This is a genomic window from Nocardia sp. N2S4-5, assembly GCF_044628355.1.
Classification (GTDB): Bacteria; Actinomycetota; Actinomycetes; order Mycobacteriales; family Mycobacteriaceae; genus Nocardia; species Nocardia wallacei_B.
The window spans coordinates 6,002,251-6,023,411 of record NZ_JBIUPM010000001.1; the positions used below are offsets into that span (position 1 = coordinate 6,002,251).

Sequence of the window (21,161 nt, forward strand, 5' to 3'; positions counted from 1 at the left end):
GCGTGAAAGGGTCCGACGGGGGCCCACAGTCGAGGAGAGAAAACCATGAAGTACATGCTGATCATGCGCGCTACCGACGAGGGCATGGCGAAGATGGCCGACGTCGACTTCGCCGAGATGCTCGACACCATGGGCCGGTTCAACGACGAGCTGATCCGGGCCGGGGTGCTGCTGGCCGCGGAGGGGCTCGAGGACGCGTCGGAGGGCGTGGTCGTCGACTACTCGTCGGAGACTCCGGTGGTCACCGACGGTCCGTACGGCGAGACGAAAGAGCTGTTCGGCGGCTATTACATCCTGAACGTGGCGTCGAAGGAAGAGGCCATCGAGTGGGCGAAGCGGCTGCCGATGGCCGGGCCCGGATTCAAGACCGAGATCCGCCGGGTGCCCACGATCGATGAGTTCCCGCAGGACAATCAGTGGGTGCAGAAGGAGCGGGCGTGGCGCGAGGCGACCGGTCAGCTCTGATCGACCGATAGGCCGAACAATGGTCGACCCCGCGAGCCGCGCGACCGTCGCCGCGGTGTGGCGCATCGAGTCCGCCCGGATCGTCGGTGCGCTCGCGCGCTACACCGGCGATTTCGCCTTGGCCGAGGACCTCGCCCAAGAGGCTCTGGCCGAGGCCCTGGTGACCTGGTCACGCGACGGTGTGCCGCGCAACCCCGCGGGCTGGCTGCTCACCGTGGGCCGGCGCCGCGCGATCGACGGCTTCCGCCGCCGCGCGGCCCTCGACGACAGGCATGCCGCTCTCGCCCGCGACCTGGGCGAGGGCGGCATCGCCGCCGGCAGCCCGCCGGTCCGCCCGGACGAGGAGGACGTGTTGAGGGATCCGGATCAGATCGATGACGACGTCCTGGCCCTGATGTTCACCGCCTGCCACCCGGTGCTGTCCCGGGAGGCGCGGGTCGCGCTCACGCTGCGCGTGGTCGGCGGCTTGACCAGTGACGAGATCGCCAAGGCGTTCCTGGTCCCGACCGCGACCGTGCAGGCCCGCATCACCCGGGCGAAGAAGACGCTCGCCGCGGCCCGGGTGCCGTTCCGGGTGCCGTCGCCGGAGGAGCGGGCCGAGCGGCTCGGGTCGGTGCTGAGCGTGCTCTACGTGATCTTCACGGAGGGTTCGTCGGCCAGCTCCGGCGCCGATGTGATCCGGCTCGACCTGGCGGGAGAGGCACAGCGCCTCACCCGCGTGCTGGCTCACCTGATACCGCAGGAGCCGGAGGTGCACGGCCTGCTGGCGCTGCTCGAACTGACCGCGGCGCGTTTCCCCGCCCGCACCGGTCGCGACGGCGAGCCGATTCTGCTGGAGCATCAGGACCGCCGCCGCTGGGATCGCGCGGCCATCCGGCGCGGTCGAGCGGCCCTGGAACGCGCGGAGCAGGTCGGCCGCGGACTGGGCACCTACGGTCTGCAGGCGGCGATCGCCGAATGTCACGCCACGGCGGCCTCGGTCGAAGTCACCGACTGGCCGCGCATCGTGCTGCTGTACGAGGCGCTCGGCCGCTTGGCGCCTTCCCCGGTGGTCGACCTCAACCGCGCGGTGGCAGTAGCCATGGCCCACGGGCCGGCCGCCGCCCTACCCATAGTCGATGATCTGATCGACACCAACGCACTGCCGAACTCGCACCTATTGCCAAGTGTCCGTGGCGAATTGCTCGCACGCCTGGGTCGTACCGCCGACGCCCGCATCGAACTCGAGCGAGCAGCGAAGCTCTGCGGCAACGAGCGCGAGCGAAAGGTGTACGAGCGCAAGCTCGCTCAGCTGGACTGAGGCGGTCCGATCGATCGCACACCCATACACGGCAACGCGCCGGGCCGCTCGACCGTATGGACTACGGTCTCGGGCCCGGCGCGTGCCGCGGCGGCCTCCTCGATGCGAGGGGACGGGTATCGGAACCCCGGGAGCGGGAGGATGCTGCTCGGGGCCCCGGCCCGTCAGCGGCCGCTGTGGCTGTGCTGGCCGCCGCGGGACTTGGCCTCGGTGGGCTGCGCGGCGGCGCCCTTCCGGCCGGCTGCCGAGGGGTCCGCGCTGTTCGGGGAGCCGAAGCTGCCGGTGCTGGCCACGCCGCCCTTCTGGGCCTGCTTCGCGGTATCCGGTCGATTGCCGAACTGGCCGGCGTTCTTGCGATCCGGCATGTTGTTCTCCTCTCTCCGGTACTACTTGCTGGAGCCTGCAAGCGGCTCGATGTGCGGATGCCCGGCTATCGGGCGGTCAAACACCGAGAGGGAGAAAGGGTTTCGCCGGCGTGCCGGTCAGCGGGAGCGACCGGTCAGTCGCCAGGCCGCGATCGCCAGCACCAGCGCGGCCGCGAGACCGCCCACGATCAGCACCGTCAGCAGATTCTCGTTGTGCTGTTCCGCGGGGGCCGCGGTGTCGGAGTCGTGCGGCGGCGGCGAGGCCACGGCCACATTCGTATTCGACGCTGTCGCGCTGCCGTCGGGTAGTTCGCCGACACTCGCGCCGGACGCCAGCGCGAAGCCGTAGTCGAGCAGCCGGGCCGCCTGCTGCGGCGGGCGGATGGGCAGGACCTCGGCCTGCAGCAGCGTGACGACGAGCCGGTGACCGCCTCGTTCGGCGGCGCTGACGAAGGTCTGGCGGGCGTCGTCGGTGTATCCGGTCTTGCCGCCCAGCGTGCCCTCGTAGTCGTAGAGCAGGTGATTGTCGTTGGCGATGGGGAAGCCGGGATGGTCTTGGTCGCCGGGAATCTGCGGGTTGGCGGGGAAACCGGGGAAGTCGACCTGTTCGGTGTGGATCAGTTCGGCGAAGGTGGGGATGGTCATCGCCTCGCGGAACAGCGCGGCCAGGTCGTAGGCGGATGTGCTCATCCCGGGGCCGTCCAGCCCGGACGGCGTCGCGGCGCGAGTGTCCAAGGCGCGCAACCGTTTCGCCAGATCGTTCATCTTCTCGACGGTCGCCTTCGGGCCGCCGAGCTGCATGGCGACGGCGTGCGCGGCGTCGTTGCCCGAGGCCATGATCAACGCCTGCATCAGCTGCTTGTTGGTGTAGCGGCCGCCGGGGCCGATGCCGACCCGGGTGCCGTCGGCGTTGGCGTCCTCCTGCGTGCCGACCACCACCTTGCCGAGGTCGAGGCTGCGCAGCGCGACCGCGGCCAGCAGCACCTTGATCGTCGAGGCGGGCCGGTATCGCCCGTGCGGGTCCTTGGCCGCGAGCACCCGGCCGGTGTCGAGGTCGGCGATCACCCAGGCGGTGGCGGAGAGGTCGGCGGGCAGCGGCGGCGCGCCGTCCGGCAGCACCAGGCCGCAGGCGCCCAGCTTGTCGCCGCCGATCGGGGGCGACTGGACCGGGAGGGGCGCGGGCGCCGGGTCGCCCGGTTCGGGCACCTCGGAGGCGTCGATCGCGGGCGGTGGGGCGGTCTTGTTCGGGCAGGAGTCGGTGTTCGGCGTGCTGAACGGCGCCGTGGTGGACACCGGCGGCGCGGCCGAGGTGGTGGCGAGGATGCCCGGCAGCGCGGGGGCGCCGATGAGCCCGGCCACCAGCGCAGCGGCCGCGAACGATCTGGAGCGGCTGAGACGCCGGGTCATGCAGGTACTCATCGCCCCTGAGCTTATTCGGCGCGCACCCGGGCCGCTGCGCTCAGTCCCCACTGCGACAGGACGGTATTGACAGACGGCATGAAATGAGAGTTACTATCAAAAAGTAGTAGAAGCCAAATGATGGGAACTGTCATGAAGACGTTGGGCTCGCGGGACCGGGTATCGGCCGCCGGGGGAGGGGACCAAGCCCGAGCGGCGACCACCGAGACCAGCGGAAAGGCCCGGTGGTTGGCACTGGGCGCGCTCGCGGTCGCGATGCTGACCATCGGCCTGGACACGACGGTGCTGGTGGTGGCGCTGCCGACGATGGCGCTCGATCTGAACGCGAATACCGCTGCGCTGCAATGGTTCACGACGGCGTACACACTGGCGCTGGCCGGTGTCATGCTGCCCGCCGGCGCGCTGGGCGACCGCTACGGCCGGAAGAAGTTCCTGCTCGCGGCGCTGGCGCTGTTCGGGGTGGCGTCGGTGTGGTGCGCCCTGGCCACGTCGTCCGGGGAGCTGATCGCGGCCCGGGCGATCCTGGGTATCGCGGCCGCCACGATGATGCCGCTGTCGATGGCGGTGCTGCCGACCATGTTCCCCGAGCCGGCGCAACGGCAACGGGCACTGACGATCTGGGTCACCTCGACGGCGATCGGCCTGCCGCTGGGCCCGATCATCGGCGGCTGGCTGTTGCAGCACTTCTGGTGGGGTTCGGTGTTCCTGATCAACGTGCCGCTGGTGATCGTGGGCCTGTTCGCGGTGGCGCTGCTGGTTCCGGAATCCCGCAGCGAGAAGCGTTTTCCGATCGATCTGGTGGGCGTGGCGCTGTCGGCGGGCGGAATGCTGTCGCTCACTTACGGTTTCATCCGATTCGGGGACGCGGGCTGGGGCGATCTGCTCGGCTGGGCGACCGTGGCGGCGGGACTGGCGATTCTGGCCGGGTTCGTGCTGGCGCAGCGCCGGACCTCGCACCCGCTGATCGATCTGGGTCTGTTCTCGGCGAGCGGATTCCGCTGGGGCACCGGGTTTTCCATTCTCGTGCAGTTCGCGATGCTCGGACTGTTCTTCACCGTGCCGCAGTACTTCCAGGCGGTGCTGGACGCCGATTCGCTGGGCAGCGGGTTGCGGCTGCTGCCGCTGATCGGCGGGCTGGTCGTCGGTACCCGGGTCGCCGACAAACTGCTGCCGAGACTCGGGATACGGACCGTGCTCACCGCGGGATTCGCGGTCTTGGCCGTCGGCCTCGTACTCGGCGCGCTGACCTCCGCGGACATCGGTTACGGCTATGCCGCCGCCTGGATCACCGTGCTCGGCGCCGGGATGGGTTTCGTGATGCCCTCGGCGATGGGTATGGCGATGGGTGAGCTGACCCCCGAGCGCGCCGGATCCGGTTCCGCGCTCATGCAGGCGGTCCGGCAGGCCGGCGGGACCATCGGCGTGGCGGTGCTCGGCACCGTGCTGGCCACGCAATACCGGTCCGAGCTGGGCGGATACGATGTCGCGCCGGTTTCGGACGGGGTGAACGCCGGTGTCGCGGTGGCCCGCAAGCTGGGCGATCCGCAGATGCTGGGGCATGTGCAGTCGGCGTTCGTGAGCGGCATGAGCGCGATGCTGTGGGTGTGCGCCGGCATCTGCGTGGTGGCCGCCGCACTGGCCGCGCTCTTCGTCCGTTCCCGGGTGCCCGAAACCGCCGCTGCCGGTGGTGCGGGAGAATCTGGTCATGCCGGCTGATTCCGAGGCCCCGCCAGCGCAGGCCCATCCGGGTGTGACCGCCCCCCGGATGGGCCTGCGCGAGCGTAAGAAGGAGCGCACCCGCCGCGCCATCCGCACCGAGGCGTTCCGGCTGTTCCGCGAACAGGGCTACAACGAGACGACCGTGGAGCAGATCGCGGAGGCGGCGGAGGTCTCGCCCAGCACCTTCTTCCGCTACTTCCCGTCGAAGGAAGAGTTGGTGCTGGCCGACGACCTGGACCCGCTGATGATCGAGGCGATCGAGCGGCAGCCCGCGGAGCTGACCATGCTCGAGGCGTTCCGGCTCGCCACGCTCGAGGTGTTCTCGGTCCTCGACGAGGAGATTCTCTCGTTCGAGCGGCAGCGAACCGACCTGATCCGCACGGTGCCGGAGCTGCGGGGCGCGCTGGCCCGCGAGTTCGAGCGCAGCGTCCGGCTGGTGGCGGACCTGACCGCCGCGCGGACCGGCCGATCGCCCGAGGACATCGAGGTGCGGGCCTTTTCCGGCGCGCTGATCGGCGCCGCGCAGGCGGCGCTGCTCGACCGCGACCCGTACGACACCGAAAGCCTCACCCGGATCATCACTTTCATGGCAGGCGGGATGCGGCTCTAGCGACGACCTCGTCGGTCACGGTCGCGAAGAACCCGCCCACTACCTCCTCGATCTCGGAAACCGAACGGGCGCAATACAATACGGGCTGATAGTGGGTGATGTCGTAGGCGCGGGCGCCCATCTCGGCAATGTCCAGCGGCCGCAGCTCGGCGTGCCGGAACTCCTCGATCTCACCGTACGAGGACAGCAGACCCGCTCCGTAGCACCGAGTTTCGCCGCTCTCACGGACCACGCCGAACTCCATCGAGAACCAGAACACGTCCGCCAGGAATTTCAGCGCCGAATCGGTTTCCAGCCGATCGACGGCCGCGCCCACGGCCGCGTAGATGGCCGCGAACCGCGGGCTCGCCAATTGGTTGGCGTGCCCGATGATCTCGTGGATCGCGTCCGGTTCCGGGGTGTACAGCGGGGCCGAGTGGTGGCGGATGTACTGGGTGGAATGGAAGACCCGCTCGGCGAAGGACCCGAAGAACTCTCGCAGCGGCACCAGACCCGCCGCCGGGACGTATCGAAAACCGCTGAGCGGCACCAGTTTCGCGGATACCTGGTCGAGTTGCGGAATGTGGTCGGCGGGCAGGTCCAGGCGCTCCTCGCCCGCGAGCACCTCGCGCGAGGCGTACCTGTGGTGCTTGCGGCGCAACTCGGCGCAGACGATCCGCCAGACCTCCTGTTCCTCGTCGGTGTACTCGATGCGTGGCGCCGGGTCCCCGGGCCGGTAGGCCAGCGCCCGAGCGGCGATCGCATTGCGGCGGGCCCGGTAGGCCGGGTCGTTCACGCCGGGGTGCTCGTCGCTCAGGTGCACCGTGACGTCGCCGCCGGCCCCGGTGGTCACCGGGGAGTACAGCTGAGCTTCTTCGAACATGTCTCGATGCAAGCACCGCTGGGCGAATCAGACAACAAACGCGCAGGCAGCTGGGCAAATTGCCTAGTTAGTGGTGGCCGTGCAGCGAATGCACCACCGCGTGCCCCTTGCCGCGGCCGATCATCCACTTGTTGACCGGGGTGGTGATGACGAAGGCGATGGCCAGCGCGAAGATCAGCGACCCCCAGAACAGCCCGTCGGCCAGCCCGGCGTGCATCGCGCCCGGCACGGCCAGCAGCACCGCGTTGTCGACGATCTCCATGACGAGGATCGACACGGTGTCGGCGGCCAGCGCCAACGACACCGCCGCGCCCAGCCCGAGCCCCGCGGCGAGCGCGCCCCGCATGGTGAGCGCATAGCCGAAGACGAAGGCCAGCACGATCGCCAGCACCATGGTCGGCGCATTGTGCCAGCCCAGCGCGGTGCCGATCACCATGCCGAGGATCTCGCCGATGGCGCACCCGGTAAGGCAGTGCAGGGTGGCGGTGGCGGCCATCTTCCACGTAGCGGGGGCGGTGTGGGCGCTCATCGAATGCCCCGCGTGCGAATCGGTTTCCAGCCGGTGTCCGGCGTGTTCGTGATTCAGATGTTCGTCCATAACCAGGAGAATACCCCTAGGGGGTATCTTGTCAAGCTGCTGGATACCCGCGCCCCGTATGCGGTGTATCACCACTGAGCTGTGCCCGGCAATGACGAAGGCCGCCCTCCTCGCGAACGAGGAAGGCGGCCTTCGGTTTTCGGACTGCGGGTCAGCGGGCGAACAGGAGGGCGCGCTTGACCTCCTGGATGGCCTTGGTGACCTCGATGCCGCGGGGGCAGGCGTCGGTGCAGTTGAAGGTGGTGCGGCAGCGCCACACGCCCTCGACGTCGTTGAGGATGTCGAGGCGTTCGCGGGCGGCCTCGTCGCGGCTGTCGAAGATGAAGCGGTGGGCGTTCACGATCGCGGCCGGGCCGAAGTAGCTGCCGTCGCTCCAGTACACCGGGCACGAGGTGGTGCAGCAGGCGCACAGGATGCACTTGGTGGTGTCGTCGAAGCGGGCGCGGTCGGTCTGGGACTGGATACGCTCGCGGGTCGGCTCGTTGCCGTGGGTGATCAGGTACGGCTTCACCGCGCGGAACGCGTCGAAGAACGGCTCCATGTTCACCACGAGATCCTTCTCCACGGGCAGGCCGCGGATGGGCTCGACGGAGACGGTGAGCGTCTTGCCGTTCTTCGGCAGCATGTCCCGCATCAGCACCTTGCAGGCCAGCCGGTTGACGCCGTTGATGCGCATGGCGTCGGAACCGCAGACGCCGTGCGCGCACGAGCGCCGGAAGGTGAGCGTGCCGTCCAGGTAGGACTTGATGTACATGAGCACGTTCAGGAAGCGATCGGTCGGCAGCACCGGCACCTGGAACGAATCCCAGTGCGCGCCTTTGTCGTCCTCGGGGTTGAACCGCGCCACCTTGACGGTGATCATGGTCGACCCGTCCGGCACGGGAGCGGCCTTCTGGGGGGCCTCTGCTACAGCGGTCATCAGTACTTACGCTCCATCGGCTCGTAGCGGGTCTGCACCACCGGCTTGAAGTCGAGGCGGATGTCGGCGATCAGCTTGGCGTGCTCGCCGGGCTCGACGTCCTTGTAGGCCATGGTGTGGCGCATGAAGTTGGTGTCGTCGCGATCCGGGTAGTCCTCGCGGGCGTGGCCGCCGCGCGACTCCTTGCGGTTGAGCGCGCCGACGACGGTGACCTCCGCCAGCTCCAGCAGGAAGCCCAGCTCGACGGCCTCGAGCAGGTCGCTGTTGTAGCGGCGGCCCTTGTCCTGCACCGTGATGTGCTCGTAGCGCTCCTTGAGCGCGTGGATGTCGGTGAGCGCCGTCTTGAGCGTCTCCTCGGTACGGAACACCGCGGCGTTCGCGTCCATGGTGACCTGCAGCTCGCTGCGGATGTCGGCGACCCGCTCGTTGCCGTGGTCGGACAGCAGCCGGGCCAGCCAGCCCTGCACGTACTCGGCCGGGTTCTCGGGCAGCTCGACGAACTCGGCGCGCTGCGCGTACTCCGCCGCGGCGATGCCCGAGCGGCGGCCGAACACGTTGATGTCCAGCAGCGAGTTGGTGCCGAGGCGGTTCGAGCCGTGCACCGACACGCACGCGCACTCGCCCGCGGCGTACAGGCCGGGGACGACGTCGGTGTTGTTGCGCAGCACCTCGCCGCGGATGCGGGTCGGGATGCCGCCCATCACGTAGTGGCAGGTCGGCATGACCGGCACCGGCTCCTTCACCGGGTCGACGCCCAGGTAGGTGCGGGAGAACTCGGTGATGTCGGGCAGCTTCTCCTCGAGCACGTCCTCGCCGAGGTGGGTGACGTCGATGAAGACGTAGTCCTTGTTCGGGCCGCCGCCGCGGCCCTCGAGGACCTCCTTGACCATCGAGCGGGCCACGATGTCACGCGGCGCCAGGTCCTTGATGGTGGGGGCGTAGCGCTCCATGAACCGCTCGCCGTCGACATTGCGCAGAATGCCGCCCTCGCCGCGGACCGCCTCGGAGATGAGGATGCCCAGACCGGCCAGGCCCGTCGGGTGGAACTGGTGGAACTCCATGTCCTCCAGCGGAAGTCCCTTGCGGAACACGATCGCCATGCCGTCGCCGGTCAGCGTGTGCGCGTTGGAGGTGGTCTTGTACATGCGACCGGAACCGCCGGTGGCGAAGATGATCGCCTTGGCGTGGAACACGTGCAGCTCACCGGTGGCCAGCTCGTAGGCGACCACGCCCGTGGCGACCGGGCCGCGATCGGTCTCGGTCATCACCAGGTCGAGCACGTAGAACTCGTTGAAGAACTCCACGTCGTGCTTGACGCAGTTCTGGTAGAGGGTCTGCAGGATCATGTGGCCGGTGCGGTCGGCGGCGTAACACGCGCGGCGGACCGGGGCCTTGCCGTGGTCACGGGTGTGGCCGCCGAAGCGGCGCTGGTCGATCTTGCCCTCGGGCGTCCGGTTGAACGGCAGGCCCATCTTCTCCAGGTCGAGCACCGCGTCGATGGCCTCCTTGGCCATGATCTCCGCGGCGTCCTGGTCGACCAGGTAGTCGCCACCCTTGACGGTGTCGAAGGTGTGCCACTCCCAGTTGTCCTCTTCGACGTTGGCCAGCGCGGCGCACATGCCGCCCTGCGCCGCGCCGGTGTGGCTGCGGGTCGGGTACAGCTTGGTCAGCACGGCCGTACGGGCCCGGGGACCGGCCTCGATCGCCGCGCGCATCCCCGCACCACCGGCGCCGACGATCACGACGTCGTACCGGTGCTCCTGAATCGGTCGGGATTCACTCATGGCTATTTGGCCTGTTCCTAACTGATGTTGGGGTCGAAGGTGAAGATGACGTAGCTGCCCACACCCATGATCAGGATCATCGAGATCACCAGCAGCGTCTTGAGCCAGAAGCGGGTGGAGTCCTTGCGGGCGTAGTCATCGATGACCGTGCGCAGGCCGTTGCCGCCGTGCAACTGCGCCAGCCACAGCATGGTCAGGTCCCAGAGCTGCCAGAACGGGCTGGCCCAGCGGCCGGCGACGAAGGCGAAGTTCAGCCGCTGCACACCGCCGTCGATCATCAGCATGATGAACATGTGGCCGAGCACCAGCACGACCAGCAGCAGGCCGGAGAAGCGCATGAACAGCCACGCGTACTTCTCGAAGTTGTTGCCCATGGTGCGGCGCGGGGCGCGGGGGGCGTCGAGGCTGGCGGGGATGTCGTAGGACTTGCCCAGTACAGGTGCAGACATGATCAGTGCTCCGTCAGCAGGTAGAAGAACTGGCGGCCGACGCCGGCCCCGGCGACCAGGACCCAGATCGCGAGGACGATCCAGAGCATCTGGCGCTGGTAGCGCGGGCCCTTGGACCAGAAGTCGACGAGGATCACGCGGATGCCGTTGAGCGCGTGGAACAGTACGCACACGACCAGACCCATCTCCATCAGGGCCACGAGCGGGTTCTTGTACGTCTCGATGGCCTGGTCGTAGGTATCCGGGCTGACCCGGACCAGGGCGGTGTCGAGCACGTGGACGAACAGGAAGAAGAAGATCGTGACGCCGGTGATCCGGTGCAGCGCCCAGGACCACATGCCCGGGTCGCCGCGGTACAGCGTCTTCCGCTTCGGCTGTGCCGGAGCTTCCAGTGTGGCGGTCATAGAGTGCGGTGCCTCCAACGTCGTTGATGGACACGCCGGCAAGCCGGCAAGTCTGGACCCGTCGCGGTTTTCGGCGCGCGGACATGTGAGCCGTTGGATGTTGGAAAACACCAGCTCGTGCCCGGGGCCGACTCCCCGGAGGCGGTGGCCGGCCCGCCGCCGGGAACCTGAACCGATCTGTCTCGAACTCTAATCCCCGGCGATTGGCGGAACTAATTCGGCGTGCCGGTCGTTGGCCGGTAAATCAATGAGTTAGGTTTGCCTTGCCTGATGAATTGACGGGCTCGCAATGCCATTCCTACGGTCGTGTTCGGCACGTTCGAGCGGAGGTCCGATATGCCCGATATTGATTGGGATGCATTGCGCCACAGCGCATTTCGAGTTATGCAGAATGCGTATGCCCCGTACTCCAGGTTCCCGGTCGGCGCCGCTGCTCTCACGGATGGCGGGCGAATTGTGAGCGGCTGCAATGTGGAGAATCTCTCATATGGCCTAGGCCTCTGTGCCGAATGCGTACTCGTGGGTAACTTTTGCGCGACCGGTGACGGGCGGTTGCTGGCGGTTGCCGTATGCGATTCGCGCGGGGCGATTCTGCTGCCCTGCGGGCGGTGTCGTCAGGTGCTCTACGAGCACGGCGGTGCGGAAATGCTGGTGGATCATCGGGCCGGTCCGATGCCGCTGAGTAGTTTGCTGCCGGATGCCTTCGGACCCGCCGATTTGGCGGCGGGGCAACGGGATATGTGAAATTCGGCACGCCGGCGAGGATTTGGCTACGTTTCCCCTGACGGCCGCGCGCGGCGAGGCGGTCTGCCAGGCTGTTCGCCATGGTGAGCGCGCATTCGGCGGTATCGGTGATCGCGGCGAAACGGGACGGCGGAGAACTCGGCGACGAACAGATCGACTGGGTGGTGGACGCTTTCACCCGCGGCGAGGTCGCCGATGAGCAAATGGCCGCCCTGGCTATGGCGATACTGCTGCGCGGAATGACGCGACGGGAGATCGCGCGGTGGACGCGGGCCATGATCGCGTCCGGTCGGCGACTGGACTTCACCGATCTGCCCCGGCCGACCGTCGACAAGCACTCCACGGGCGGTGTCGGCGACAAGATCACGCTGCCGCTGGCGCCGCTGGTGGCCGCGTGCGGGGCGGCCGTCCCGCAATTGTCCGGGCGCGGGCTGGGCCATACCGGCGGCACCCTGGACAAACTGGAGTCGATTCCCGGCTGGCGGGCCGACGTTCCGGTGTCGTTGATGCGGGAGCTGACGGCGGATCCGAAGATCGGCGCGGTGGTCTGCGCCGCCGGTGCGGATCTCGCGCCTGCCGACAAGCGGCTGTACGCGCTGCGCGACGTGACCGGCACGGTGGAATCCGTGCCGCTGATCGCCAGTTCGATCATGAGCAAGAAGATCGCCGAGGGCACCGCGGCGCTCGTGCTCGACGTCAAGGTGGGCGGCGGCGCGTTCATGAAGGACCTCGAGTCGGCGCGCGAATTGGCCACCACCATGGTCGAACTGGGCGCTGACGCGGGTGTGCGCACGGTGGCGCTGCTGACCGCGATGGACACCCCGCTCGGCCGGACCGCCGGCAACGCGCTGGAGGTGGCCGAGGCCGTCGAGGTGCTGGCCGGTGGGGGACCCGGCGATGTCGTCGAGCTGACCCTCGCGCTGGCTCGGGAGATGTTGGCACAGGCGGGAATTCGCGACGCCGACCCCGCCGCGGCCCTCGCCGACGGCCGCGCCATGGACCACTGGCGGGCGATGATCGCGGCGCAGGGCGGCGACCCGGACGCGCCGCTGCCCCGGGCCGCGCACACCGAGACGATGACCGCCGGGCAATCCGGCACCCTCACCCGCCTCGACGCCATGGCCGTCGGCCTGGCCGCGTGGCGTCTCGGCGCGGGCCGCGCCCGGCAAGGTGACCCGGTGCAGTTCGGCGCGGGCGTCGAACTGCACGCCAAGCCGGGCGATGCGATCGCCGCGGGTCAGCCACTGTTCACCCTCCACACCGACACCCCCGACGCGATCCCCGTAGCCCTGGACACTCTCCGCGCGGGCCACGCCATCGGCCCGGCCCCCGTGCACCCCACCCCCCTCGTCCTGGACCGCATTACCCCCTGAATCACTTCGGCATCAGCGAGCGGGCAGCGTGGCCAGGGGCCACCTCGCGCTAGGTACCCCCACGCCCTGCTCCCAGTACCGTTCGGTGGATCCCGGCCAAGAGCATGCCGGGATGACTGGGGCGGGATGGTTAGGCCCGGATGGCTGGGCCGGGATGACCGGGCCGGGATGACCGCGCAGGATGGTTGGGTCCGGATGGCTAGGCCGAGATGACTGAGTGGGATGGCTCGGCTGGGTGATCGGTCTGCCTTGGGGTGTGGCGGCTCCCCATGCACAGGAATCCGGTGGGGTGTGGCTGGGATGATGGGCGCGTGTCTGAGCGAGTGGACACCGCGCAGCGGGATTCCGAGGGTGCCGACGAGGTCGGGGCGGGTCGGCGGTCGCGCGTGCTCGACTGGGTGCGGGTCGGGCTGTTGGTGGCCGGATTGCTCTGTGTGGTTACGGGGTTGCTGCCGCGGGCGGAGGCGGCGGCGAACATGCGGCGGATCGGGCCGCTACTGCTGTTCCTCGGCAGCGTGATCGTGCTGGCCGAACTGGCCCGGCGGGCGCAGGTATTCGACGTCATCGCGTATCGGCTGGCCATTATCGGGCGCGGGTACTACGCGGCGCTGTTCGCGTTGTGCGTGGCCTTCGCGTCCGCGACGACGATCCTGCTGAATCTCGACACCACCGCGGTGCTGCTCACACCGGTGCTGCTGGCGCTGGCGGTTCCGGCTCGCATTCCGCCGCTGCCGCTGGCCATGACCACCCTGTGGCTGGCCAATACGGCGAGCCTGCTGCTGCCCGTATCGAACCTGACCAACCTGCTGGCCGCCGATCGGGTCGGCCTGGCGGGCACCGAGTTCGCGGCGAGAATGTGGCTGCCGCAACTGGTTTCGATCACCGCGACGATGCTGTGGCTGTGGGTGTGGTACTGGCGGCGCGGGCGCCGGGGCGTGGACCGCTATCTGCCGCCGGACCCGATCCGGCTCGCAGACCGCCGCGAGCGGGTCCTGCTCTACGTCACCGGCGCAGCCTGTCTGGTGTTCATCGCGGCGATTCCGATCGTCGGCGACCTGATCGGCGTGGCCGCCCTGGCTGCCGCGCTGGTCGCGGTCGGCGCGTTCGCCGTCCTCGACCGCTCGGCGCTGCGGCTGTCGCTGATCCCTTGGCGGCTACTGGTTTTCGTGGTCGGGCTGTTCCTGGTGGTTCCGACCCTGGGCCGATTCGGGCTCACCGACCTGATGCGCCTGCTGATCGGCGCGGACTCGGGTACGGCCGGGGTCTTCCGCGCCGCCGCGGCGGGGGCGGGATTGTCCAATGTGGCCAACAACCTGCCCGCCTATACCGCCGGCGAGGCGGTCATCGAGCCGGGCCATCGCGATCAACTGCTGGCCCTGCTGATCGGCACCAACGTCGGATCGGTGGTGACGCCGTGGGCCTCGCTGGCAACGCTGCTGTGCCTGGAGTTCTGCCGCTCCCATGGCGTGCGAGTGCCGTTCGGACGCTTCGTCGCCACCGGGGCGGTGCTCGCCGCGACCGCGACCGCCGGGGCGGTGGGTGCGCTGCTTCTCGCGTCCTGACCAGGGATTACCTCGATACCTATTTAACGTGCCGTTATATAACGGTACATTAAGCGCGTCACCGACCATCGATCGAAGGACGTGTGCTCGTGAGTGCTGTCGCTCTTGGGCTGGTCTTCCTGTTCATCCTGGCCGCGGGCGGATTGCGTTCCGTCGAGGTCGGTTGCCAGAACACGCAGAAGATCCATCTGAAGAACCTCTGGCTGTGCGCCGTGGTGTCCTATGCCGTCGCGCTGATCGGATTCTCGATCTTCCTGGCGGTATCGGTGGTGGTCTCGGGGTCGGCGTGGCCGTCGTCGGAGGACCTGCGGCAGATGCCGTGGTGGGCGCCGTTCGGCGGGTTGATCGGCGGTGTCGCGGTGGTCGGCATGATCACCGTCGCCAAGTACGTCGGGGTCGCCACCTTCAACGCCGTCGTGATCGTGAGTGAGATGCTGGTCGCGCTGGTCATGGACGACCTGGGTCTGATGGGCTTCGAGGTGCGAGAGCTGACGCCGCCCCGGCTGCTGGCCGCCGTGCTCATCACCGCCGCGGTCTATCTCATGGCCAGCGACTCCGGCGAGTCACAGCCCGAACGGCGGCCCGCCGTCCTCGCGGGAGAGGTCGTCCGATGACAACCACCACTACCGCGCGGACGTCCCTGCCGCGCCGCGTCATGATTCTCATCTTCGTCTTCATGCTCGCGGGCGGTGCGCTGCGATCGGTGGAGGCCGGGTGTCAGAACTCGCTGAAACTGGCCCTGCACAACGTCTTTCTGTGCGGAGTGATCTCCTACGCGGTGGCGCTCACCGGCGTCGGGATCATCTTCGCCGTCACGCTGGCGCTCTCGCGGCATCGGCATTGGCCGTCGCGGGCGGACCTGAAGGCCATGCCCCGATGGGCCCCGTTCGGTGGATTGACCGGTGGCGCAGCGATTTTCGCGATGATTACCGTCGCCTCGAGTGTGGGCGTGAGCACCTTCAACGCACTGATCATCGCCGGTCAGATGCTGCTGGCGACGGCGATGGACCACTACGGCGTCATGGGTTTCCCGCGTCGTCGGCTCACCGTCCAGCGCCTGGCCGGATGCGTATTGCTCATCGCGGGTTCCTATCTGATGGCCAAGTACTGAACTCGACGGGAACGGGCCGAAGCGTTATCCCGGCGACACGCGGGCGACATTCCGGCTACGACATGCCAGCCGGTGAGTGGACACGCGCCGACTCCGCTGCGGAACGGGACGGATGCGGATAGCGTCGGTACATGACTGGACCGATGCCTTTGACCCTTGCCTCGATCCGCCAGGCCCCGAAGGCCGTGCTGCACGATCACCTCGACGGCGGGCTGCGTCCGCACACCGTCCTCGAGCTGGCTACCGACTGCGGTTACGACCAGCTTCCGGCACACGACGCCGAGGCCCTGGGCCAGTGGTTCCGCGACGCCGCCGACAGCGGATCGCTCGAGCGCTATCTGGAGACCTTCGCCCACACCGTCGCGGTGATGCAGACCCCCGAGGGGCTGCGGCGAGTGGCGCGCGAATGCGCCCTCGACCTGGCCGCCGACGGCGTCGTCTACGCCGAGGTGCGGTTCGCGCCCGAGCAGCACCTCGAGCGCGGACTCTCGCTGGACGAGGTGGTCGAGCACACCCTGGCCGGATTCGAGGAAGGGTCTGCCCTGGCCGCCGAGGCGGGCACCCCCATCCGGATGACCTGCCTGCTCACCGCCATGCGGCACGCCGCCCGCTCGCTGGAGATCGCCGAACTGGCCGTGCGCTTCCGCGACCGCGGGGTGGGCGGTTTCGACATCGCGGGAGCCGAGGCGGGCTACCCGCCCAGCCGGCACCTGGACGCCTTCGAGTACATGCGCGCCAACTGCGCCCACGTCACCATCCATGCCGGGGAGGCGTTCGGGCTGCCGTCCATCCACGAAGCGGTGGCGTTCTGCGGCTGCGACCGCCTCGGCCACGGCGTCCGGATCACCGACGACATCGTCGACTCCGATACCGAGCCGCGCCTCGGACAGGTCGCGAACTACGTGCGGGACATGCGAATTCCGCTCGAGCTGTGTCCGTCGTCCAATGTGCAGACCGGTGCGGTGCCCTCGCTGGAGAAGCACCCGTTCGACCTGCTGGCCCGCTTGCGTTTCCGGGTCACGGTGAACACGGACAACCGCCTGATGAGCGACACCGACATGAGCCGGGAGATGCTCAAGCTGGTCGAGACCTTCGACTACGGCTGGAGCGACCTGGAACGCTTCACCATCAATGCGATGAAATCGGCCTTCATCCCGTTCCCGGATCGGCTCCGCATCATCGACGAGGTGATCAAACCTGGCTATGCCGTGCTGATCGGCTGAGCCGAATCAGCCCTTCTGCAACCGGGTCTCGAAGGCCTGCTCCAGGGCCCGCCACTGCTCGGCCTCGGCCGTGAACGGCGGGCTCGGGGCCATCCGGCTCGGGTCCGGCTCCAGCAGATACGACACGTACCAGCCGAGCGGGGTCGACTTGGCGAGCGCCTGCTCCACGCTGTCGTCGTTGGCGTAATCCGCTGCGTCGGTGAACAATTCGACCGCCAGGTCGAGTTGGTCGATGTCGACCACCTTGGGGCCCTCGGCGAGGTCGTCGGCCAGGCCCGGCAGTACGTAGACGTTCTCGTCGCTCACCTCGATCTCGAGCGATCCGTCGGTGGCCGCGGTCTGCACCTCGCCGTAGGTGCTCACCCGGGACAGGTCGTGGTCGTGGTCGTCGGCCAGGTAGCGGGCCAGGGCGCGCTCGGAGGTGAAGACCGTGATGACGCCTTCGGAGCCCAGGAACACCGGCTCGTCGTCGAGGTAACAGCGCAGGGTGTACAGGGTGTCGGCGGAGGTGACGATCTTGACCGGGTCGATGCCGACCTCGTGCCAGAAGGTCTCCTCTTCCTCTTCCTCCTCGGCTTCGTCGTCGTCCTCGGCGGCGAGGTCGACCTCTTCGAAGTCCTCCTCGTCGTCGGTCTCGGCGGCGTCCTCCGCGTCCACGACATTCTCTTCTGCCGCAAGCAGTTCCGCCTCGGCGACGGCGACCGCCTCGGCGTCGACATCCGGGGTCTGCACGGCCGAGTCGATGGCGTCGACGACGGCGTCCCAGTCCTTGGCGATGGCCGCGCCGATCTGGTCCCACAGCTCCTCGCCCTCGCGGCCGACGAACGCGCTCGAGCCCGCGGGCAGCGCGCCGAGCACCGGATGCGAGCCGAAGAACTTCGTGACCACCTCGAGTTCGCACACCTCACCGAGGGTGCGGACCATGTCGAGGGTTTCCTCCAGCTCCGCCAGGGTCTCCGGGTCCGGGTCGCCCGCCGCCAGCTCGGGGACGCCGATCAGGTCGAAGACGTACTGCTCCTCGGGCTCCAGCTCGGCGGCCGAGAGCCCCGCCACCACCTTCCACGACGGATGGTCGACCAGATCGTTGTCGTCGTTGGTGCGGATGAAGGCGGCTAGTTCCGCCACCGACTCGAAGCCGTACAGCGCGTCCTCGTGCCCGAGGAATGCCTCCCACTCGTCGTCACCGTCTCGCCAGCGCGGTGCCCACAGTGTGACGAGGTCGCCGTCGGTCAGGCCGAGCTCGATCGGGACGATGTCTCCAGAAGCCATGAACGGAAGCCTATCCAGTCGACGGCCGCGGCACTATTCGGCCCGCCCCCCAACGTTTCCCGATTGCGGGGATCCCGGTTCCGGTGGGACGAACGCGGCGTTCAGCTTGCCGACCACCTCGGACCGCTGCGTGCCCGCGTCCTGCGCGGCCTGCTGGCACGCCCAGATGATCAACTGACCGACCTCGGCCGGGGGCAGCGACGTCACCGTCTCGGCCAGCTCCAGCGCGACCAGCGCGCCGCTGGAATCCACCTCGACCGTCACCGAGTCGTCCTCGGACGTATAGCGGCCGCGCACGTGCTGCAGGCCGTAGAGCGCGGCCTCCAGCGCCTCCAGCTTGTCGGTCGCCCGTGCGACCAGGGCATCCATCTCGGCACTCATCCTCGCGCCTCCCTCACACCGGCCTCATCCAGCTCGTGGGTCCCGTATCCGCGTCGTCCATGCGGTCGAGCTCGTCGACGGCCTGCCCGCGGGTGGGCAGGCCGAGCTTGTCCAAGATCTCCTCGGGCATGCCCGACTCGGCCAGCAATTCGCGCCGCCGCGCCTTGGCGACGACGGCCGACCGCTTGGTCAAGCGCAGGATCTCCGCGGCCAATGCCTTTGCGCCGTAACGGTATTCGCTGCGCTCGAACTTGATCTCCACCGGCATGCCCTGGTCGGTGGCCCGGACGCTGATGGTGCCGGCGCGGTTGGTGCTGGCGGCGACCGTGACGCTCGGGATCTGCGGTTGTGGTTGCTGCGAGGTCATGAGGTGGGCCTGTAGAAGCCGTGGAACGCCATTCCGCTGTTCTCCGTTCGAATCGGGCCGGTCTGGACGGGATCACCGGCCTCCACGAGCTGTCCGTTGCCGATGACCATGGCGACATGGCCGTCCCAGATGGCCAGGTCGCCGGGCATGAGATCGCCGGGGCTCACGGGGGTGGCGCCCGCGCTCTGGTCGGCGGCCAGCCGCGGGAGATCCACGCCCGCCTCGCCGTAGGCCCACTTGGTGAGGCCGCTGCAGTCCAGGCCCGCGCCGGGGGTGTTGCCGCCCCAGACGTACGGCGTGCCCTGGGCGCTGAGCGCCGAGGTGACCGCCTTCGCCGCCTTCTCGTTGGGCGCCTCGACCTGGCTGCCGTCGGGCAGGGTGACCATCACGCCACCGTGGCGGCCGCGTTCGCCCGTGCCGGACTGGGCATTCGGCTGCACCGTGCCGCCGCGCGACGGCGACGACATGCTCGCCGCGGAGGTGGGCGTGCCCATCAGCCCGCTCATCATCGATCCGCCGGTGGAGGCCACCGTGCCCAGCACCGAACCGGCCTGCTGCAGGCCACTGGCGGCGACCGGGGCGGCGGCGGCCGCGGCGGCCACGGGGGTGCCCGCGGTGGACGGCGTGGACGGCGGCGGGGTCAGCTCCGTCATCGAGGCGGTGTGCGTGTCGAGTTCGGAACGGGTGCGGGTCACCACGTTCAGGGCCTGGCCGAGGTGATCGATGGCCGAACCCACCACTGTCGCCAGGCCGGGCGGTGTGGTCACGGCGGGGCCGAGCGCGGTCACCGACTGCACGAAGGATTGGAGGATTCCGTCGAGTTCCTTCTGCCCGGTCTGGACCGTTGCCGCGGCCTGGGTGACCACGTCTGCCATGTCCAGGCCGCGATCGGAGATGGAGGCCGCCGAGGTCTGTATCTTCAGCGCCTTGTCCATCGCGGCATCGCCGCCTTGGCCGTGCCACGCGTTGGTCATCTGGTTGATACCGGCGCTGCCGGCCTGATGAATTCCGTCCAGGGTGGTGGACGTCTGCCGCAGCGAGTCGGCCGGGCCGCCGCCCGGCAGGACGCCGTGGCCGAAGCTGGTGAGCAGTTCGATGATCGGCTGGGCCAGGGCATCGAGGTTGATCACGCCCGTCACGGCAGCTCTCCCTCGGTGGCTCGCAGCGTGGCGGCGTGGCCCAGATCCGTCTCGGCGTAGGCGCCCGAGGCGCCGGCCGCGGCGACACCCATGCTGCCCAGCACCGCCGACAGCTGCCCGATGCCGGCCACGTGACCGGCGTGCGCGGCGGCGTAGGCGGTGACGAAATCCCCGCCGATCAGTCCGAAGATGGGCCCGAGCAGTAGCGGATCGGCGCCGGCCGCGCTGACCGCGGCGGCGGCCATCTCGCTGGACAGGCCCCCGGCTGTCGCACCGTAGGCCGCGACGCCCTCGGTGTCGACCGAGATCTTGTGCATCAACATCCCCCATCGTGCTGGTCTGGTGGCAGATTACGGCATCCGAGTACTTGGACGCAGGCACCGCGGCAACGGTTCCGTCACCGGACCGGAAATCCACCGCGGGTGCGGGCCCCGAACCCGTACAGACCTTATCGTTCCCTCATGCGTACGCACATCGTGGATCATCCGCTCGCCGCCACTCTGCTGACGACCATGCGCGACGCCCGTACGTCCAATGCGGGGTTCCGGGCGGCGTTGCGCGATCTGACGGGTTTCCTGATCTACGAGGCACTTCGGGACGCTCCGCTGGCCGGATTCGAGGTCGTCACCCCCGTCGCGGCGACCGTGGGCGCCCGGTTGGCGCAGCCGCCGCTGCTGGTGCCGGTGCTGCGGGCCGGGCTGGGAATGGTCGACGCGGCCAGTGCGCTGATTCCCGAATCCCGGGTCGGCTTCGTCGGTGTCGCGCGGGACGAGCGGACGCATCAGCCGGTGCCCTACATGGAATCGCTGCCGGAGGACCTGTCCGGGTATCCGGTGTTCGTGCTGGACCCGATGCTGGCCACGGGCGGTTCCATGCGGCACACCCTCGAACTGCTGGCGGCCCGCAACGCTACCGACATCACCGCGGTCTGCGTGGTCGCCGCGCCCGAAGGCATTGCGGCGCTGGAGGATTCCGGCCTGCCGGTGCGGCTGGTGACGGCCGCGGTGGACGACGGGCTCAATGCCGACGCCTACATCGTGCCGGGACTCGGCGATGCGGGGGACCGCCAATTCGGGCCGCGCTGAACGGTCCTCGCGG

General features: G+C 68.9%; 24 protein-coding genes. 11 read left to right on the top strand and 13 right to left on the bottom strand.

Annotated elements, in window-relative coordinates:
- Positions 1-45: 45 nt before the first annotated feature.
- Positions 46-465, top strand: a complete 420-nt coding sequence (locus ACFMRZ_RS27605; protein WP_400181317.1) for a YciI family protein — start codon at positions 46-48, stop codon at positions 463-465.
- 19 nt (positions 466-484) lie between these two features.
- Complete coding sequence (locus tag ACFMRZ_RS27610; protein WP_400181318.1) at positions 485-1,765, top strand: RNA polymerase sigma factor; 1,281 nt, start codon at positions 485-487, stop codon at positions 1,763-1,765.
- A 164-nt stretch (positions 1,766-1,929) separates the two neighbouring features.
- Here ACFMRZ_RS27610 and ACFMRZ_RS27615 read toward each other — a convergent pair whose 3' ends face one another.
- A complete protein-coding gene (locus tag ACFMRZ_RS27615) occupies positions 1,930-2,130 on the bottom strand; it encodes a hypothetical protein (RefSeq protein ID WP_280274671.1) in 201 nt (66 codons plus the stop codon).
- A gap of 117 nt (positions 2,131-2,247) precedes the next feature.
- Positions 2,248-3,549, bottom strand: coding sequence for a serine hydrolase (locus ACFMRZ_RS27620; RefSeq protein ID WP_400181319.1), 1,302 nt, complete (start codon positions 3,547-3,549; stop codon positions 2,248-2,250).
- 255 nt (positions 3,550-3,804) lie between these two features.
- Here ACFMRZ_RS27620 and ACFMRZ_RS27625 point away from each other — a divergent pair, with 255 nt between their 5' ends.
- Entirely contained in the window at positions 3,805-5,265 is a 1,461-nt protein-coding gene (locus ACFMRZ_RS27625) for an MFS transporter (RefSeq protein WP_400182985.1), read from the top strand.
- Positions 5,255-5,878, top strand: a complete 624-nt coding sequence (locus ACFMRZ_RS27630) for a TetR family transcriptional regulator (protein ID WP_400181320.1) — start codon at positions 5,255-5,257, stop codon at positions 5,876-5,878. Before ACFMRZ_RS27625 ends, ACFMRZ_RS27630 begins: the two co-directional genes overlap by 11 nt.
- On the opposite strand, the gene ACFMRZ_RS27635 is transcribed toward ACFMRZ_RS27630, so the two are convergent.
- From ACFMRZ_RS27635 to sdhC, 6 genes are all read right to left on the bottom strand, one after another.
- Positions 5,853-6,740 (bottom strand): phenylalanine 4-monooxygenase, encoded by an 888-nt coding sequence (locus ACFMRZ_RS27635; protein ID WP_280274674.1) that lies wholly within the window; start codon positions 6,738-6,740, stop codon positions 5,853-5,855. The genes ACFMRZ_RS27630 and ACFMRZ_RS27635 overlap by 26 nt on opposite strands.
- A gap of 67 nt (positions 6,741-6,807) precedes the next feature.
- Positions 6,808-7,338, bottom strand: coding sequence for a DUF4396 domain-containing protein (locus tag ACFMRZ_RS27640; RefSeq protein ID WP_400181321.1), 531 nt, complete (start codon positions 7,336-7,338; stop codon positions 6,808-6,810).
- A gap of 151 nt (positions 7,339-7,489) precedes the next feature.
- Entirely contained in the window at positions 7,490-8,257 is a 768-nt protein-coding gene (locus ACFMRZ_RS27645) for a succinate dehydrogenase iron-sulfur subunit (protein WP_280363873.1), read from the bottom strand.
- The gene (gene sdhA, locus ACFMRZ_RS27650) at positions 8,257-10,041 is read right to left on the bottom strand and encodes a succinate dehydrogenase flavoprotein subunit (RefSeq protein ID WP_280274677.1); all 1,785 of its coding nucleotides are present in this window, start codon (positions 10,039-10,041) and stop codon (positions 8,257-8,259) included. Before sdhA ends, ACFMRZ_RS27645 begins: the two co-directional genes overlap by 1 nt.
- Before the next feature lie 17 nt (positions 10,042-10,058).
- Complete coding sequence (locus tag ACFMRZ_RS27655; RefSeq protein WP_280274678.1) at positions 10,059-10,490, bottom strand: succinate dehydrogenase hydrophobic membrane anchor subunit; 432 nt, start codon at positions 10,488-10,490, stop codon at positions 10,059-10,061.
- A 2-nt stretch (positions 10,491-10,492) separates the two neighbouring features.
- A complete protein-coding gene (sdhC, locus tag ACFMRZ_RS27660; protein WP_280274679.1) occupies positions 10,493-10,894 on the bottom strand; it encodes a succinate dehydrogenase, cytochrome b556 subunit in 402 nt (133 codons plus the stop codon).
- Between the two features lie 336 nt (positions 10,895-11,230).
- Between sdhC and ACFMRZ_RS27665 the strand changes: the two genes are divergently transcribed.
- From ACFMRZ_RS27665 to ACFMRZ_RS27690, 6 genes are all read left to right on the top strand, one after another.
- Complete coding sequence (locus tag ACFMRZ_RS27665; protein ID WP_400181322.1) at positions 11,231-11,638, top strand: cytidine deaminase; 408 nt, start codon at positions 11,231-11,233, stop codon at positions 11,636-11,638.
- Positions 11,639-11,718: 80 nt separating this feature from the next.
- Positions 11,719-13,011, top strand: coding sequence for a thymidine phosphorylase (locus tag ACFMRZ_RS27670; protein ID WP_400181323.1), 1,293 nt, complete (start codon positions 11,719-11,721; stop codon positions 13,009-13,011).
- Between the two features lie 311 nt (positions 13,012-13,322).
- Entirely contained in the window at positions 13,323-14,573 is a 1,251-nt protein-coding gene (locus tag ACFMRZ_RS27675) for an SLC13 family permease (protein WP_400181324.1), read from the top strand.
- 89 nt (positions 14,574-14,662) lie between these two features.
- Positions 14,663-15,187: a DMT family transporter gene (locus ACFMRZ_RS27680; protein ID WP_280274683.1), complete on the top strand. Its 525-nt coding sequence runs from the start codon at positions 14,663-14,665 to the stop codon at positions 15,185-15,187.
- A complete protein-coding gene (locus tag ACFMRZ_RS27685; protein WP_280274684.1) occupies positions 15,184-15,684 on the top strand; it encodes a DMT family transporter in 501 nt (166 codons plus the stop codon). The genes ACFMRZ_RS27680 and ACFMRZ_RS27685 overlap by 4 nt, the downstream gene beginning before the upstream one ends.
- A 131-nt stretch (positions 15,685-15,815) precedes the next feature.
- The gene (locus tag ACFMRZ_RS27690; RefSeq protein ID WP_280274685.1) at positions 15,816-16,907 is read left to right on the top strand and encodes an adenosine deaminase; all 1,092 of its coding nucleotides are present in this window, start codon (positions 15,816-15,818) and stop codon (positions 16,905-16,907) included.
- Between the two features lie 6 nt (positions 16,908-16,913).
- Here ACFMRZ_RS27690 and ACFMRZ_RS27695 read toward each other — a convergent pair whose 3' ends face one another.
- From ACFMRZ_RS27695 to ACFMRZ_RS27715, 5 genes are read right to left on the bottom strand one after another with little or no spacing between them, the layout of a single operon-like run.
- Entirely contained in the window at positions 16,914-18,176 is a 1,263-nt protein-coding gene (locus ACFMRZ_RS27695; RefSeq protein WP_400181325.1) for a primosomal protein, read from the bottom strand.
- Positions 18,177-18,209: 33 nt separating this feature from the next.
- Complete coding sequence (locus ACFMRZ_RS27700) at positions 18,210-18,557, bottom strand: YbaB/EbfC family nucleoid-associated protein (RefSeq protein WP_280363863.1); 348 nt, start codon at positions 18,555-18,557, stop codon at positions 18,210-18,212.
- Positions 18,558-18,570: 13 nt separating this feature from the next.
- Entirely contained in the window at positions 18,571-18,924 is a 354-nt protein-coding gene (locus ACFMRZ_RS27705) for a hypothetical protein (RefSeq protein ID WP_280363860.1), read from the bottom strand.
- A complete protein-coding gene (locus tag ACFMRZ_RS27710; RefSeq protein ID WP_400182986.1) occupies positions 18,921-20,054 on the bottom strand; it encodes an NlpC/P60 family protein in 1,134 nt (377 codons plus the stop codon). The genes ACFMRZ_RS27705 and ACFMRZ_RS27710 overlap by 4 nt, the downstream gene beginning before the upstream one ends.
- A 5-nt stretch (positions 20,055-20,059) precedes the next feature.
- Complete coding sequence (locus ACFMRZ_RS27715; RefSeq protein ID WP_400181326.1) at positions 20,060-20,380, bottom strand: hypothetical protein; 321 nt, start codon at positions 20,378-20,380, stop codon at positions 20,060-20,062.
- 144 nt (positions 20,381-20,524) lie between these two features.
- On the opposite strand from ACFMRZ_RS27715, the gene upp reads away from it, so the two are divergent.
- Positions 20,525-21,148: a uracil phosphoribosyltransferase gene (gene upp, locus ACFMRZ_RS27720; protein ID WP_400181327.1), complete on the top strand. Its 624-nt coding sequence runs from the start codon at positions 20,525-20,527 to the stop codon at positions 21,146-21,148.
- Positions 21,149-21,161: the final 13 nt, after the last annotated feature.

Bases quoted from the DNA above. Each gene is read 5' to 3' on its own strand.
- ACFMRZ_RS27645 (WP_280363873.1), bottom strand. From the start codon at position 8,257: ATGACCGCTGTAGCAGAGGCCCCCCAGAAGGCCGCTCCCGTGCCGGAC.
- ACFMRZ_RS27615 (WP_280274671.1), bottom strand. From the start codon at position 2,130: ATGCCGGATCGCAAGAACGCCGGCCAGTTCGGCAATCGACCGGATACC.
- ACFMRZ_RS27690 (WP_280274685.1), top strand. From the start codon at position 15,816: ATGACTGGACCGATGCCTTTGACCCTTGCCTCGATCCGCCAGGCCCCG.
- ACFMRZ_RS27655 (WP_280274678.1), bottom strand. From the start codon at position 10,490: ATGTCTGCACCTGTACTGGGCAAGTCCTACGACATCCCCGCCAGCCTC.
- ACFMRZ_RS27685 (WP_280274684.1), top strand. From the start codon at position 15,184: ATGACAACCACCACTACCGCGCGGACGTCCCTGCCGCGCCGCGTCATG.
- ACFMRZ_RS27640 (WP_400181321.1), bottom strand. From the start codon at position 7,338: ATGGACGAACATCTGAATCACGAACACGCCGGACACCGGCTGGAAACC.
- sdhC (WP_280274679.1), bottom strand. From the start codon at position 10,894: ATGACCGCCACACTGGAAGCTCCGGCACAGCCGAAGCGGAAGACGCTG.
- ACFMRZ_RS27625 (WP_400182985.1), top strand. From the start codon at position 3,805: ATGCTGACCATCGGCCTGGACACGACGGTGCTGGTGGTGGCGCTGCCG.
- ACFMRZ_RS27715 (WP_400181326.1), bottom strand. From the start codon at position 20,380: ATGCACAAGATCTCGGTCGACACCGAGGGCGTCGCGGCCTACGGTGCG.
- ACFMRZ_RS27620 (WP_400181319.1), bottom strand. From the start codon at position 3,549: ATGAGTACCTGCATGACCCGGCGTCTCAGCCGCTCCAGATCGTTCGCG.
- ACFMRZ_RS27665 (WP_400181322.1), top strand. From the start codon at position 11,231: ATGCCCGATATTGATTGGGATGCATTGCGCCACAGCGCATTTCGAGTT.
- ACFMRZ_RS27630 (WP_400181320.1), top strand. From the start codon at position 5,255: ATGCCGGCTGATTCCGAGGCCCCGCCAGCGCAGGCCCATCCGGGTGTG.
- ACFMRZ_RS27695 (WP_400181325.1), bottom strand. From the start codon at position 18,176: ATGGCTTCTGGAGACATCGTCCCGATCGAGCTCGGCCTGACCGACGGC.
- ACFMRZ_RS27635 (WP_280274674.1), bottom strand. From the start codon at position 6,740: ATGTTCGAAGAAGCTCAGCTGTACTCCCCGGTGACCACCGGGGCCGGC.
- ACFMRZ_RS27605 (WP_400181317.1), top strand. From the start codon at position 46: ATGAAGTACATGCTGATCATGCGCGCTACCGACGAGGGCATGGCGAAG.
- ACFMRZ_RS27610 (WP_400181318.1), top strand. From the start codon at position 485: ATGGTCGACCCCGCGAGCCGCGCGACCGTCGCCGCGGTGTGGCGCATC.
- sdhA (WP_280274677.1), bottom strand. From the start codon at position 10,041: ATGAGTGAATCCCGACCGATTCAGGAGCACCGGTACGACGTCGTGATC.
- ACFMRZ_RS27700 (WP_280363863.1), bottom strand. From the start codon at position 18,557: ATGAGTGCCGAGATGGATGCCCTGGTCGCACGGGCGACCGACAAGCTG.
- ACFMRZ_RS27705 (WP_280363860.1), bottom strand. From the start codon at position 18,924: ATGACCTCGCAGCAACCACAACCGCAGATCCCGAGCGTCACGGTCGCC.
- ACFMRZ_RS27670 (WP_400181323.1), top strand. From the start codon at position 11,719: ATGGTGAGCGCGCATTCGGCGGTATCGGTGATCGCGGCGAAACGGGAC.
- upp (WP_400181327.1), top strand. From the start codon at position 20,525: ATGCGTACGCACATCGTGGATCATCCGCTCGCCGCCACTCTGCTGACG.